The organism is Chryseobacterium sp. sg2396, assembly GCF_042610505.1.
In the GTDB taxonomy this organism is placed as follows: domain Bacteria; phylum Bacteroidota; class Bacteroidia; order Flavobacteriales; family Weeksellaceae; genus Chryseobacterium.
Genome location: NZ_JBHGAQ010000010.1, coordinates 123,645 through 136,754 on the forward strand (window position 1 = coordinate 123,645; position 13,110 = coordinate 136,754).

Genomic DNA, 13,110 nt, shown 5'->3' on the forward strand with positions numbered 1-13,110 from the left:
ATTTCTGCAATTTGCAAATAAGTCACAAATGATCATGATGCAAAAATTGAAACGAATGATAACTTTGTGAGCATCAAAAGAAAACAAAGTGAAAAAAATTAATTTATCTTTTACAATAATGTTGCTTTCCTATCAGCTTTATTGTTCACAGGTTGGTATTAATACCAGTAATCCACAGGGAAGATTCCATGTAGACGGAAATAAAGACAACCCCGCAACAGGGTCTCCCAACAGCACCCAGGCAGCCAATGACTTTTTCATAGATTCGGTTGGAAATACAGGCGTCGGAACATTGATTCCCAGCGTAAAATTGGATCTGCGTTCTGCAGGAAGCAACAATTCATTAGGAATAGGGAATACAGCCCAGACAGCAGCGCAGGTTTCTGCCGGAACCCTACGCTATGTACCGGTGAACGGGGGTGTATTGCAATATTCTGACGGAACGGCCTGGTTCCAGCTGAAAACCCCTGACATCGAAAAAACAAATGTTGTCGCCAGAATACGGTCAGCCGCATTTCAGCCGCAATACCAGTTTCCCTACAATATCGATAAGAAAGTTACCCAATTTGAAGAATTTTCCGATAATAAAAATGCATTCGATCCCTCATCCGGAGAATTTATCGCCCCCCGCAACGGAATATATCTTCTGACGTTCAGTTATGACATGGTGAAATACTGGGTACTGAAAGGAGGAATGATTGAAGTTGATTTTGTAAAGACCACGGATTCTGGAGCAATCTCCATAGAAAAAAAATGCGTCCGCAGTTTGGCCTCTTATGGTGATAATTCCAGCGTTACCTACGCCCGGCAATCGCAGGTAGGAGGATCCTGTGTAGGCGCAATATCCCTTAATACCAACGAAAAGATTTATGCGACCATCCGCCAGACCACTTACAACGGAGACCTCAGCCTGAGACTTCCCCCGTCAGGAGCTTTGAATGATCTTTCCAATACAGAGCAGGGCTTTAACCACCTAACGATAACCGAACAATAATTACCATGAGATATTTTATACTAATAGGATTTCTGACATTCTTGAATTTTTCTGCACAAAATGTTGGCATAGGAACTAAAAATCCTGAAAAACCTTTACATGTAGATGCCCGAAAAAACAACCCCCAGGTTCCGTCATCTGATGCAGCTTATTACTATGATGATGTAGTCATTAGTGAAAAAGGATATCTGGGAATCGGAACCAAAGATCCTGTAACGCGAGTAGATGTCCGTTCAAAGGATGACGACAATGCCATTGCATTCGGAAACACTTCGCAAACTGCCGCAAACGCAGGCTCCGGTGCTATCCGGTATAACGGAAACAATATTGAATATTCAGACGGAACCACATGGAATATATTACCCGTATCCATCCCCAATGCATTTGTACTGGCCAGTAAAGCTTCCGGCCAGTCTGTTAATGACAACACCACTACAACGATCACAAACTGGGCTGAAAGTAAAGATTTTACAGAAAGCTTCGATCCCGCTACAGGTAATTTTTCAGCAAATAAAGACGGACGTTATCTGGTTACTTTCAATTTTGAATTCCAAACGGCAATTTTAGGAACCAACGCTTATGTGGAAGCTATTATCAACAGCAACAGGACTAATAATAATATACCGACATTTAAGTGCATTTCTTCTTATCCCGGGAGTTCCAACAGCAACATTCCCGCTTCCGGTGCCTGCAGTGCCATTTTTAATCTGAAGCAAAATGATATCGTAAATGTACAGATCAAAAATGCTACAGGCGGAAGTAAAGCGATTTCTTCTGATCCCGCAAAAACGACATTAACCATCTTCGGAATTTAAAAAAATTGAAAAAATGAAAAAAAAATATCTTGTACTTCCTGTCGTCCTTATGTTTAAACTCACTTACGCTCAGGTGGGTATTGATACCTCCGCACCCGTTGGGATCTTTCATATCGATGCTTCAAAAAATAATCAGAATACAGTACCTAATGCCACGACTGTCGTGGATGATGTGATGATATCAAATTCAACAAATACGGAAGGCTATACCGGTATAGGAAACAGTTCGCCAAAAGTAAAACTTGATGTAAGGAACACGGCAGGAAACAACAGTGCCATCGGCATCGGCAACACCACCCTTACCGCCGCAGAAGCCAAAGAAGGTGCCCTGCGGTATAACGGGACTCTTTTGCAGTACAGCAACGGCTTAGAATGGGTGAATGTACAAAGCACCACAAATTTAAATAAATCCGTAGTGATTGCCAATAAGACAGACACCCCCAATATCCCTCACAGAACATCTTATTATTTCGGATGGAATAAAATTTACGATTCCAATAATAACTTTACCATCGGAACGAACGGTGCCGGGGAAACGAATCCTACAGGAGGATATTTTACTGCGCCGCGAACCGGAAATTACTTGGCCACCTTTACTTTTGCCACCAATACACCGGTTCAGGCATTTCAAAATGCAACCTTCGACGACCCTAACCAGATCGAAGCAATATGGGAAATAAGAAGCGATGCAACCACGATCCTCAACCGGCTGAAATGTGCCAACAATTTTCCTGCAAACAGCCGGAATCCAAGCGGAACTGTTACGTCTATGCTTATCGGCAGCAACTGTACAGTTTCGGTACATTTAACTGCGGGACAAAGACTTTACCCGCTGGTCTGGGTAGATTTGAACCCCGGCACCGGAGTCACCCTGCTGAACGACTCTTCATATAATACTCTTACAATCGTTGAACAGTAAAACGTAATGCAAACTACAGGTCCCGGACATACATGTCTTCCTTAATTATGCCAAAGGCGGAAATATCACATTAATGAACAGACCTGATATTTTTAACTCTTAAAAAAAGAATCCGTTTATCCAAAACACAAATTCTATATACCTTTAAAAAACCCTAAGAGGGAGGACTTTTCTCCTCCCTCTTTACTATTCAAAAATTAACACAATATGATTAATCTAAAAGAAATATCTATCGGAGAACTCATAAAACTCAAAGTTGAAGAATCCGGAATAACAATGCAGCGCATCTGTAAATTCCTGAAATGCAGTGAAGATGAGATTTGGACAATGTACAATAAAAAAAGTATAGACTGCGAACTGCTTATGAGATGGAGCAGACTCCTGAAATATGACTTTTTCAGATTATACAGCCAGCATCTTATCCTGTTTTCGCCCGCTCAGAAAAACAGTGGAAATAAAGACAAAGCATCAGAAAGCAGGCTCCCGAACTTCCGTAAAAATATTTATACCAAAGAAATCATTGATTTTATTCTTGATCTTATCCTGAGTGGTGAAAAAACCAATTTGGAAATCAACAGGAAATACGAAATTCCCACAACCACTTTGTACAAATGGCTGAGTAAATATCGCGCAGATAGATAAAAATAAATTTCAATTACTATAATACTGAAGAAAAATGCCTAATTACAAAGAAATATACAAAGATATCATCATTAGAAAATATCCCGAAAAAATAAAGTTTTGTCAGAAAATACTTAAAAAGAAAACACTCTCATCACTTGACATTATCAATCTAAATCATCTGATTTTCGGAAATCCCGATAAGGATACATTGGTTTTTAACCAAAAACTGAGATCCTATGATGAAATAGCAATCCTGCAAATTCTCGCTGACCAGAAGATAAATAATCTCACCAATACAAACCTTGCTAAAAAATATAATCTAAGCAGGAATACCGTTACAAAATGGAAGAGACTGTATGCTGGTGTAGAAACCTCCTGAGTAAAAGAATTACTAAATTGTGACCCTAATTGCTGTATGGAACTAACCTAAATTTCAGTAATAACCATATAGTCCAATCCTGCTTTTTATATGGGCAGTACAGGATAGCACCTTACCAACCGACTGAGCTTGGGATAAATATCCTCCGGAATAAAAGCATTGTTTTACAGATAAATAAACAAGGTATATCCGGAAGCATATGCTTACTATTACCGCCAGATCAAATAAATTTATATTTATGTGACGTCCTCTGATCAATTTTTTTATCTTTGAAAAATTCAGAAATTTTCTAAATTTTTTATGGAAACCCAAAAATATACCCCAAACAATAAAGTAAGAATTGTAACGGCAGCATCGTTGTTCGACGGTCACGACGCGGCAATCAACATCATGCGCCGCGTGATCCAGGGAACGGGATGCGAGGTCATTCACCTCGGACATGACAAATCCGCTGAAGAGGTTGTAAATACCGCCATTCAGGAAGATGCTAATGCGATTGCCCTCACCTCTTATCAGGGCGGTCATAATGAATATTTCAAATACATCTACGATCTTTTAAGAGAGAAAAACTCTCCGCAGATTAAAATTTTCGGCGGCGGCGGCGGTGTGATTCTGCCGGAAGAGATCCAAGATCTGATGAATTACGGAATCGACCGGATTTATTCTCCGGACGACGGACGTGAGCTTGGCCTGCAGGGAATGATCGACGACCTGGTTCGGAAATCAGATTTTGCCACAGGAAAAGAAGTTACCGCTCAGGACCTGGATGCTATAAGCTTTGAAAACCCGACCAGCATCGCCAAAATCATTTCAGCGGTTGAAAACTTCTCGGAAGAAAAACCCGAGCTGGTACAGGCTATTGACGAAAAATCAAAAGATTTGCACATTCCGATTATCGGGATCACAGGAACAGGAGGAGCCGGAAAATCTTCATTAACAGATGAATTGGTAAGACGTTTCTTACGTTCAAATACCGATAAAAAAATTGCCATCATTTCCATCGACCCTTCCAAAAAGAAAACGGGAGGAGCACTGTTGGGTGACAGGATCCGTATGAACGCGATCAACGACCCTAGGGTTTATATGCGTTCGATGGCTACAAGGGAAAATAACGTCTCTGTTTCGCCATTCATTCAGTCGGCCTTAAATGTGCTGAAACTGGCTCATCCGGATGTGATTATCCTCGAGACTTCAGGGATCGGGCAATCCGGATCTGAAGTTTCTGATTTTGCCGATGTTTCGATGTACGTGATGACCCCGGAATACGGAGCGTCCACCCAGCTGGAGAAAATCGATATGCTGGATTATGCGGATTTGGTGGCTTTAAATAAATCTGACAAAAGAGGAGCTCTTGATGCGCTTCAGGCCGTAAGAAAACAGTTCCAGAGAAACCACTTATTATGGGAACAGCCGCTGGATGAAATGCCGGTTTATGCCACAAAAGCATCGCAGTTCAACGATCACGGAACAACCGAATTGTACAACAGATTGGTTTCTAAAGTAAACGATACCCTCCGACAAGCTCAGGGTGACAATGCTCCACAATTTCAAGGTTTTGTTGAACAGGAAATTACAGATGAAGTAACCATTATTCCTCCGAAAAGAGTACGCTACCTTTCCGAAATTGTTGAAAACAACAGACAGTATGATGCCAATGTAGAGAAACAGGCTGAACTGGCAAGGACAATGTATCATATTGATGGCGTTAAAAAAATCATTTCCAATGAAACTCTGGATGCTGAATATCAGAAGGCTGAAAAAGAACTGCAACAGGAGAACATTGACTTTCTTAAAACCTGGGATGATACAAAAGGAGCTTTCAAAGCGGAATTTTATTCTTATTTTGTAAGAGGTAAGGAAATTAAAGTGGAAACCTCAACGGAATCTTTATCCCACTTAAGGATTCCGAAAATCGCTTTACCGAAATACAATGATTGGGGCGATCTGATCAAATGGAAAGGCCAGGAAAACCTGCCGGGAAGCTTCCCTTATACAGCCGGAATTTATCCATTTAAAAGAACCGGAGAAGACCCGACGAGAATGTTCGCCGGAGAAGGAGGCCCGGAGAGAACCAACAGAAGATTCCACTATGTTTCTGCGGAAATGCCGGCCAAACGTCTGTCCACCGCTTTCGACTCGGTAACCCTGTACGGACAGGATCCTGCTTTACCACCGGATATTTACGGTAAGATCGGAAATGCCGGAGTTTCCATTGCGACCTTGGATGACGCGAAAAAATTATATTCCGGTTTTGATCTGGTGAACGCATTGACTTCCGTTTCAATGACCATCAACGGACCTGCGCCGATGTTGTTGGCTTTCTTTATGAACGCAGCGATCGATCAGAACGTAGAAAAATACATTGTTGAAAAAGGCTTGGAATCTAAAGTTGAGGAAGTTTTAAAGGCAAAATTCGACGATAAAGGTTTGGCGAGACCGAAATACAACGGCGAATTGCCTCCTTCAAACAACGGTTTAGGGCTGAAATTATTAGGAATTACCGGTGATGAAATCATTCCGGCCGATGTCTATGCTGAAATTAAAGCCAAGACCATTGCAACGGTTCGTGGTACTGTTCAGGCTGACATTTTAAAAGAAGACCAGGCTCAGAATACCTGTATTTTCTCTACGGAATTTGCCTTAAGATTGATGGGTGACGTTCAGGAGTATTTCATCAAGGAAAAAGTAAGAAACTTCTACTCCGTTTCCATTTCAGGATATCATATCGCAGAGGCTGGTGCCAATCCGGTTTCCCAGCTGGCCTTCACCTTGGCAAACGGTTTCACGTATGTGGAATATTACCTTTCCAGAGGAATGGACATTAATGATTTTGCACCGAACCTTTCTTTCTTCTTCTCGAACGGAATCGATCCTGAATATTCGGTGATCGGGCGTGTCGCCAGAAGAATCTGGGCCAAAGCCATGAAGCTGAAATACGGCGCCGACGAAAGAAGCCAGATGCTGAAATACCACATCCAGACTTCCGGACGTTCGCTTCACGCCCAGGAAATTGATTTTAACGATATCAGAACGACCTTACAGGCACTTTATGCGATCTATGATAACTGTAATTCTCTTCACACCAATGCTTATGACGAGGCGATTACGACTCCGACCGAGCAATCCGTAAGAAGAGCGATGGCCATTCAGTTGATTATCAATAAAGAATTAGGGTTGGCGAAAAACGAAAATCCGCTTCAGGGTTCATTCATTATCGAAGAGCTGACGGATCTTGTGGAAGAAGCGGTTTATGCAGAATTCGACAGGATTACGGAAAGAGGTGGTGTTTTGGGTGCTATGGAAACCATGTATCAGCGTTCCAAGATCCAGGAAGAATCGATGCATTACGAATGGTTAAAACACACCGGCGAATATCCGATCATCGGGGTGAATACGTTTTTAGGAAAAGACGGTTCGCCGACGGTTCGTCCGGGAGAAGTGATCCGTTCGACCGAGGAAGAAAAGCAGTTCCAGATCGAGATGCTTCATAATTTCCAGAAATCGAATGAAGATAAATCCGAAGAAGCCCTGAAAACGCTGCAACACGCTGCCATCAATCAGCAAAACTTATTTGAGGTCATGATGGATGCTGTAAAATACTGCTCTCTCGGGCAGATTACCAATGCCTTGTTTGAAGTAGGCGGTAAATACAGAAGAAATATGTAGGTCCGGTCTGTAGCCGAACCGGCAATTTTTACAATTAACTGTTTTAAAAATTATAAAGTAAACCTCAGAGAATTTTCTTTGAGGTTTTTGTATTTTTGAACTATCTATATATTTAACTCAATCTAAAAAAATTAATGAAAAATTTCTCTTTCTTAACGCTTATACTTTTCGCTGTAACATCCTTAAAAAGCTGCAATTCATATCCGATGGCTGACACGCACAAAAGTGACATGGACAGGAATACTGAGGAATTACAAAAAAGGCTAGAAGCCGAAAGAAAAAAAATAGAACCGAATGAATTTAATAATTTCGGAAAACCGGATAATAAATAAAACATTATTGAACATTTAAATTTTCAACTTATTAAGTTCGTATTTGTTTAGATGAAACCCAAAGCCGTCTTCAACTGGAGCAGCGGAAAAGACTCTGCCCTTGCCTTATATAAAATTTTACAGGAAGAAAAATTTGAAATTACTTCTTTGCTCACCAGCATCAATAAAGAGTTTCAGAGGATTTCCATGCACGGGGTCCATGTTTCGTTGCTGGAAAAACAGGCGGAAAGTTTGGGTTTCCCTCTTATAAAACTAGAACTCCCGAAAGAACCATCGATGGAGGAATACCGTAACATAATGGAAAGCACCATGAATGATTTTAAACAGCAGGGCGTTACGCATTCCGTTTTCGGGGATATTTTCTTGGAAGATCTGAGGAAATACAGGGAAGATCAGTTGGCGGCAGCAGGCATACAGGGCGTCTTTCCTTTGTGGAAGAAGGATACGAAAAACCTCATTGAAGAGTTTATGGATCTCGGCTTTAAAACCATTGTCACCTGCATCAACGAAACCTATCTGGACAAAAGCTTCGCAGGAAGGGTTATTGACAAACAATTTATTGAAGATTTACCTGAAAATGTAGATCCCTGCGGAGAAAATGGCGAGTTTCATACGTTTACTTTTGACGGCCCTATTTTTAAAGATCCGATTGGTTTTGAAGTAGGTGAAATCGTAAAGAAAACCTATCCGAAACCCAAGTCCGGCAGTGATGAAGAAAACGGTGAATATGTTTTCTGGTTCTGTGATCTGAAAGCAAAATAACGAGGTACATAAGCCAGAAAATGGATTTCCTTAAGGCATGCATATTGCTTAAAAATGAAAAACAATAAATGCTTAAAAAATCCTCTCTTTTCATTTCTGTTACCAGTCTGCTTTTCTGCTTCATTTCCTGTCAGCAAACCAAGCCGGAAACCAATACAGTAATTGATAAAAAAAAGGCTATTGACAGTACGATTACAGCTTTCGAGAAGAGCCTGCTTAAAAATCAGATCGATTCAGTTTTTAAAAAGCATCAGTTTACCGGAAGTGTTGCGGTCTTTAAAGATTCCGTTGAATTGTACAGGAAAAATCAAGGATTTTCGGACTTCAGAAATCAGGTTAAAATCGATGACCAAACGATTTTTGCCATCGGATCCGTGAGCAAACAGTTTACAGCCGTTCTTATCCTGCTACAGATGGAACAGGGAAAATTAAGGATAGAGGATAAAGTTTCAGAATATCTGCCGGAGTTTCAGAATAAAACGTACGAAAACATCACCCTCCACCAGCTTTTAAATCATACGTCAGGACTGAATGTGATGGGAGAGCAACTCCGTTTTAAAAGCGGTACGGATTTTCTCTATTCCAATGACGGATTCAATGCTTTGGGAAAAGTTGTAGAAAAGGTTACAGGGAAGCCGTTTGACGAAAATATAGCTGCATTATTTAAACAAGCAGGCATGAATTCTTCGTTTACTGGGACTTCATTTAATAATACGGAAAGAAATTTTGCCGGAGCTTACCTGGGTAACGATAAAGTGTATGAAAAGGTACAAGATATGCCCGAAAGATTAAGCAGCAAAACCATCGGGATTCCTGCAGGCGGCGTTCTCTCAACTGTTGAAGACCTCCATCAATGGAACAATGCACTGTACGGCGGAAAAATCCTGAAACCTGAAGCCATCAGAAAATTCAAAACAAGGAGTGCTGAAAGGCATCATCCTATTTTTGGAAAAATGGGTTATGGATACGGGATCATGGCCAATACCGGGAAACCTGAGGCATTTTTCCACAGCGGCTATATCAAAGGATCTCCATCTCTGAATATTTTTTATCCCAAAACAAAAACTTCAGTGATCATTTTATCAAATATTGCCAATGAAGAAAAAGGCAAAGGATCTACCTTCAGACCTCATGCAGAAATTAAAAAAATTACAGACGATCTTGAAAATATCATTTCTTCAATGAATACTGAAGAAGAAAACAAATGAAAATGTAATTTATCCGGTGCTGAGAAACCGCTCTACCCTGACCAAAGCTTTCTTATCCTCGAAAAAACTCATCATCACAAAAATAATCAGTACCTGCACGATGTAGGGTAAAAGCAATGTTACCACCACATATCCGATCTCTCCGTAATCATTCTCTCTGAAAAACAGATATGGGTATTTTCCGTCTTTTACGATGATTTGCCCCATCAATCCTATCATTGACAGGCTTAAGGCTGCGTTTTGCTGATACAGAGTATAAAACAGTTTGTTTTGGTACTTATAATCATGCTTGATATACTTTAGTATTTTATAATTATAGGCCCAGATAACGATGGGAACAACAATAAATAACCCGTTCTGTATCCTGAAAAAATCCGAGTAAAGATCCACATCGTTTAGCAGATAAACAGATAAAAAACTGACGGCTAAAGAGATAATTCCCAGCAGGAAAGCTTTTTTAAGGAGGCTATTATTTCTGGCACTGACAATTTTCCTGACAATAACAGGAATTTCTTCTGCGTAGAAAACGGAATATTTTGTCATCCGAAATTCACTTTCCCACAATTTCTGGGTCTGATGAAAAGCCTGCTCAAAACTCATGTTTTCTTCAGCCTGAATATCTGCAACCTGAGAGATCATGTGGTCTTTCACTTCCAGCAGAATATCCAGTGGTAGCTTATGGAGCAAAAGATAATCGGTTATCTGTTTTTCTTCTTGATTTGAATACATACAGTTTAGTTTTAATTAGCTTGCACGGTGCCGGTATTCAGAAAGCCCTGCATTTTATCAAGAGACTTTTTGTGCGCATAAAAACTGATAAGCACGAAAAATATAATGGCATGAAGGATGTAAGGCAGGGTAAGCGATAATACAAGCGGGAATACAGCTACAGGATCGCTTGTATGGAAAAATCTGAAAATATGTTTATCGTCACGGATAATAAGTTGAAAAATGATATTTCCACAAATACAAAGCATTCCGAAATTCCGTTGATATATCGTAAAAAATGATTTCTCCCGGTATTTAAAATCTTTTTTCATGTATCTTCTCATATTTTTACTGAAAGCCCAATATGAAAAGGGAACCATGACAATAAGCGAGTTACAGAACCGAAAAAGATCGTTGTACATTTACTGATCCGTCGAGAAATACACCAGCAATAAATTAACGGTAAAAGATGCCAGTCCTAAAAGCAAGGATTTTTTAAACAAGTCAAAATACTTTTCCTTTACGATTTCTTTTAAGATTACAGGAATCGGTTCTTTGTAAAAAAAGGAATAGCTTGTCAGTTTAAATTCACTTTCCCATAATTTCTGCGTTTTATGGAAAGCCTCCTCAAAACTCATGTTTTCTTCTGCCTGAATATCCGCCACCTGGGAAATCATGTGGTCTTTTACTTCCAGCAGAATATCCAGCGGAAGCCTGTGAAAAATAAGATAGTCGGTAACTTGCTGTTCCTGTTCTGTAGTTATCATTTTATCTCTCTTGTTTAAACCAAAACATTAATCTTTTTAATTCTGAAATAAAGCAGCTGAATCTGTATCGTCACCGAATAAAAAATAACCAGCTGATTGCAAACCGGTTTCCAGAATTCAAATTCTCCCGAGAAATAGCATCCTGCCGGAAAAATAATCATACCGAGGATGAGATTTCTTATGATCAGAGGATGAAAACTTGTCCGTTGGTAGTCAGTAAATTTTATTTTCCCGGAAAAAATTCCGAATAATACGGTTGACGCAAATGCAATCAAGGCGAAAATCTGGAAGTAATCATAAACTTCATCTGCAACTACATAAATACCGGCAGAGATAATTGAAACAAGTAATGCCGTAAGGGTAATTTTATTAAATCTTCTCTGCAAAAGCTCTTTCTCTATTCTCGCTATTTTCCTGAATGAGAAAAAGTCTGCCTTTACCATTTCAAGCTCTTTTTGCCAGCTGATTCGGGCCATCAGAAATGCTTCATGGAAACCCATATTTTCATTTTCCATAAGACCCCCTATTTGCATTATGAAATGATCTTTAATCTCATCAAGTATCTGAGGTGACAATTTTTTCGAATTCAGATAAGCGGTAATCTGCTTTTCCTGTTCCAATGAAATCATATATTAAAAATGGTATTTAAGTTAAACAAATAGCTTTTCATTTCCTCTTCCTGTGTGACTTGCTGTTTTTTTCCCTTGTCGGTCAACAGATAATATTTGCGGTCTCTTCCGTTGATCTTCTGAATTTCGGAAGTAATCATTCCTTCCGCTTCCAACTTATGGAGAAGAGGATACAGCGCGCCTTCCGTCATTTCCAGCTCACCTTGGGTAAGTTCTTTCGCACGCTGGGTAATCTGGTAGCCATACATTTTCACTTCCTTGGCAAGCAGCTTCAGAATGATGTTCTGCAATGTTCCTTTGTAAAGACTGTTCTTTTTCAATATCGAATCTTTTATACCTTACAAATCTATACATAATTTTCTTATGTATTATGATTTTATTTTTTAAAATTTTTAGAATTAAAAAAAAATTATTGATTTTAAAACCCTGTTTAAATGGTATCTGATAATTTTTCATGAACTCTACTTAATGTACTTCATTCAAATAAACGAAGTTTATTCTCAATTTTAACAGTAAGAAATCTTGAGAATTGACGTAATTAATTCAGCTGATTAACGGAAAAAGTTAAGAATTTAAACCTTAACTTCTTAATTTTAAAATATTTATAATTAAAACGTGTTTTAAAGTTATATAGCCGAAATTTATAGTTGAAGCACCGAAACATTAATTCCTTATTTCTCCGTAAAAGGTTAGAAAATCATATCTTTGTCCCAATGATTGCAGAGAAGATTATTTTAGGAATCGACCCCGGAACAACGGTGATGGGTTTTGGAATTATTTCCGTGAAAAAAGGCAAAATGGAGATGATATCGATCCATGAACTGTTGCTTCACAAATATCCCAACCACGAAACTAAACTCAAATATATTTTTGATAAAACCCTGGCGCTTATCGATGAATTTCATCCGGATGAAGTAGCATTGGAAGCCCCTTTCTACGGTAAAAACGTACAGAGTATGCTGAAACTGGGCCGGGCACAGGGTGTAGCCATGGCAGCCAGTCTTTATCGCAATATTCCCATTACGGAATATTCCCCGAAAAAAATAAAAATGGCCATTACCGGAAACGGAAATGCCAGTAAGGAACAAGTCGCCGGAATGTTGCAAAATCTTCTGAAATTAAAAGAATTCCCGACCAAATACCTCGACGCCTCCGATGGCTTGGCCGTTGCCGTCTGCCACCATTTCAACTCCGGAACAATTGCAGACACAAAATCGTATACCGGCTGGGAAAGTTTCCTGAAACAGAATCCGGACCGCTTAAAATAAAAGATCCCGCAGAATACAATATTCGCGGGATTTATTATT

At 39.6% G+C, this 13,110-nt stretch carries 14 protein-coding genes; 9 read left to right on the forward strand and 5 right to left on the reverse strand.

Features of this window, described 5'->3' with window-relative positions; all coding sequences use genetic code 11:
* Window positions 1–88 precede the first annotated feature (88 nt).
* The 8 genes from ACED20_RS12155 to ACED20_RS12190 all read left to right on the forward strand — a co-directional run bounded on the left by ACED20_RS12155 (window position 89) and on the right by ACED20_RS12190 (window position 9,699).
* On the forward strand, window positions 89–994 hold the full coding sequence (locus ACED20_RS12155; RefSeq protein ID WP_378104804.1) for a hypothetical protein: 906 nt from the start codon (window positions 89–91) through the stop codon (window positions 992–994).
* Window positions 995–999: 5 nt separating this feature from the next.
* A complete protein-coding gene (locus ACED20_RS12160; protein ID WP_294266025.1) occupies window positions 1,000–1,809 on the forward strand; it encodes a hypothetical protein in 810 nt (269 codons plus the stop codon).
* Between the two features lie 13 nt (window positions 1,810–1,822).
* Window positions 1,823–2,728, forward strand: coding sequence for a hypothetical protein (locus tag ACED20_RS12165; protein WP_294224520.1), 906 nt, complete (start codon window positions 1,823–1,825; stop codon window positions 2,726–2,728).
* Between the two features lie 207 nt (window positions 2,729–2,935).
* Window positions 2,936–3,370, forward strand: coding sequence for a transposase (locus ACED20_RS12170; RefSeq protein ID WP_294200520.1), 435 nt, complete (start codon window positions 2,936–2,938; stop codon window positions 3,368–3,370).
* Window positions 3,371–3,404: 34 nt separating this feature from the next.
* Window positions 3,405–3,731 (forward strand): helix-turn-helix domain-containing protein, encoded by a 327-nt coding sequence (locus ACED20_RS12175; RefSeq protein ID WP_294313384.1) that lies wholly within the window; start codon window positions 3,405–3,407, stop codon window positions 3,729–3,731.
* A gap of 300 nt (window positions 3,732–4,031) precedes the next feature.
* Entirely contained in the window at window positions 4,032–7,397 is a 3,366-nt protein-coding gene (locus tag ACED20_RS12180) for a methylmalonyl-CoA mutase family protein (protein WP_294224517.1), read from the forward strand.
* 383 nt (window positions 7,398–7,780) lie between these two features.
* Complete coding sequence (locus tag ACED20_RS12185; RefSeq protein WP_294236432.1) at window positions 7,781–8,491, forward strand: diphthine--ammonia ligase; 711 nt, start codon at window positions 7,781–7,783, stop codon at window positions 8,489–8,491.
* A gap of 68 nt (window positions 8,492–8,559) precedes the next feature.
* Window positions 8,560–9,699 carry a serine hydrolase gene (locus ACED20_RS12190; protein WP_294224511.1) on the forward strand — a complete coding sequence of 380 codons (1,140 nt, stop codon included), beginning with the start codon at window positions 8,560–8,562 and terminating at the stop codon, window positions 9,697–9,699.
* Between the two features lie 9 nt (window positions 9,700–9,708).
* On the opposite strand, the gene ACED20_RS12195 is transcribed toward ACED20_RS12190, so the two are convergent.
* From ACED20_RS12195 to ACED20_RS12215, 5 genes are all read right to left on the reverse strand, one after another.
* On the reverse strand, window positions 9,709–10,428 hold the full coding sequence (locus ACED20_RS12195; protein WP_378104812.1) for a hypothetical protein: 720 nt from the start codon (window positions 10,426–10,428) through the stop codon (window positions 9,709–9,711).
* Between the two features lie 11 nt (window positions 10,429–10,439).
* A complete protein-coding gene (locus ACED20_RS12200; RefSeq protein ID WP_378104813.1) occupies window positions 10,440–10,739 on the reverse strand; it encodes a hypothetical protein in 300 nt (99 codons plus the stop codon).
* A gap of 90 nt (window positions 10,740–10,829) precedes the next feature.
* Window positions 10,830–11,174 carry a hypothetical protein gene (locus ACED20_RS12205; RefSeq protein ID WP_378104815.1) on the reverse strand — a complete coding sequence of 115 codons (345 nt, stop codon included), beginning with the start codon at window positions 11,172–11,174 and terminating at the stop codon, window positions 10,830–10,832.
* Window positions 11,175–11,188: 14 nt separating this feature from the next.
* Complete coding sequence (locus tag ACED20_RS12210) at window positions 11,189–11,689, reverse strand: hypothetical protein (RefSeq protein WP_294236439.1); 501 nt, start codon at window positions 11,687–11,689, stop codon at window positions 11,189–11,191.
* 110 nt (window positions 11,690–11,799) lie between these two features.
* A complete protein-coding gene (locus tag ACED20_RS12215; protein WP_294200646.1) occupies window positions 11,800–12,123 on the reverse strand; it encodes a PadR family transcriptional regulator in 324 nt (107 codons plus the stop codon).
* Window positions 12,124–12,516: 393 nt separating this feature from the next.
* On the opposite strand from ACED20_RS12215, the gene ruvC reads away from it, so the two are divergent.
* Window positions 12,517–13,071, forward strand: a complete 555-nt coding sequence (gene ruvC, locus ACED20_RS12220) for a crossover junction endodeoxyribonuclease RuvC (RefSeq protein ID WP_294224202.1) — start codon at window positions 12,517–12,519, stop codon at window positions 13,069–13,071.
* The last annotated feature ends 39 nt before the right edge of the window (window positions 13,072–13,110 follow it).

Excerpts from the sequence above, each read along its gene's own strand:
- ACED20_RS12160 (WP_294266025.1), top strand. The coding sequence starts at position 1,000 with ATGAGATATTTTATACTAATAGGATTTCTGACATTCTTGAATTTTTCT.
- ACED20_RS12165 (WP_294224520.1), top strand. The coding sequence starts at position 1,823 with ATGAAAAAAAAATATCTTGTACTTCCTGTCGTCCTTATGTTTAAACTC.
- ACED20_RS12170 (WP_294200520.1), top strand. The coding sequence starts at position 2,936 with ATGATTAATCTAAAAGAAATATCTATCGGAGAACTCATAAAACTCAAA.
- ACED20_RS12175 (WP_294313384.1), top strand. The coding sequence starts at position 3,405 with ATGCCTAATTACAAAGAAATATACAAAGATATCATCATTAGAAAATAT.
- ACED20_RS12180 (WP_294224517.1), top strand. The coding sequence starts at position 4,032 with ATGGAAACCCAAAAATATACCCCAAACAATAAAGTAAGAATTGTAACG.
- ACED20_RS12185 (WP_294236432.1), top strand. The coding sequence starts at position 7,781 with ATGAAACCCAAAGCCGTCTTCAACTGGAGCAGCGGAAAAGACTCTGCC.
- ACED20_RS12190 (WP_294224511.1), top strand. The coding sequence starts at position 8,560 with ATGCTTAAAAAATCCTCTCTTTTCATTTCTGTTACCAGTCTGCTTTTC.
- ACED20_RS12195 (WP_378104812.1), bottom strand. The coding sequence starts at position 10,428 with ATGTATTCAAATCAAGAAGAAAAACAGATAACCGATTATCTTTTGCTC.
- ACED20_RS12200 (WP_378104813.1), bottom strand. The coding sequence starts at position 10,739 with ATGAAAAAAGATTTTAAATACCGGGAGAAATCATTTTTTACGATATAT.
- ACED20_RS12205 (WP_378104815.1), bottom strand. The coding sequence starts at position 11,174 with ATGATAACTACAGAACAGGAACAGCAAGTTACCGACTATCTTATTTTT.
- ACED20_RS12210 (WP_294236439.1), bottom strand. The coding sequence starts at position 11,689 with ATGGAAAATGAAAATATGGGTTTCCATGAAGCATTTCTGATGGCCCGA.
- ruvC (WP_294224202.1), top strand. The coding sequence starts at position 12,517 with ATGATTGCAGAGAAGATTATTTTAGGAATCGACCCCGGAACAACGGTG.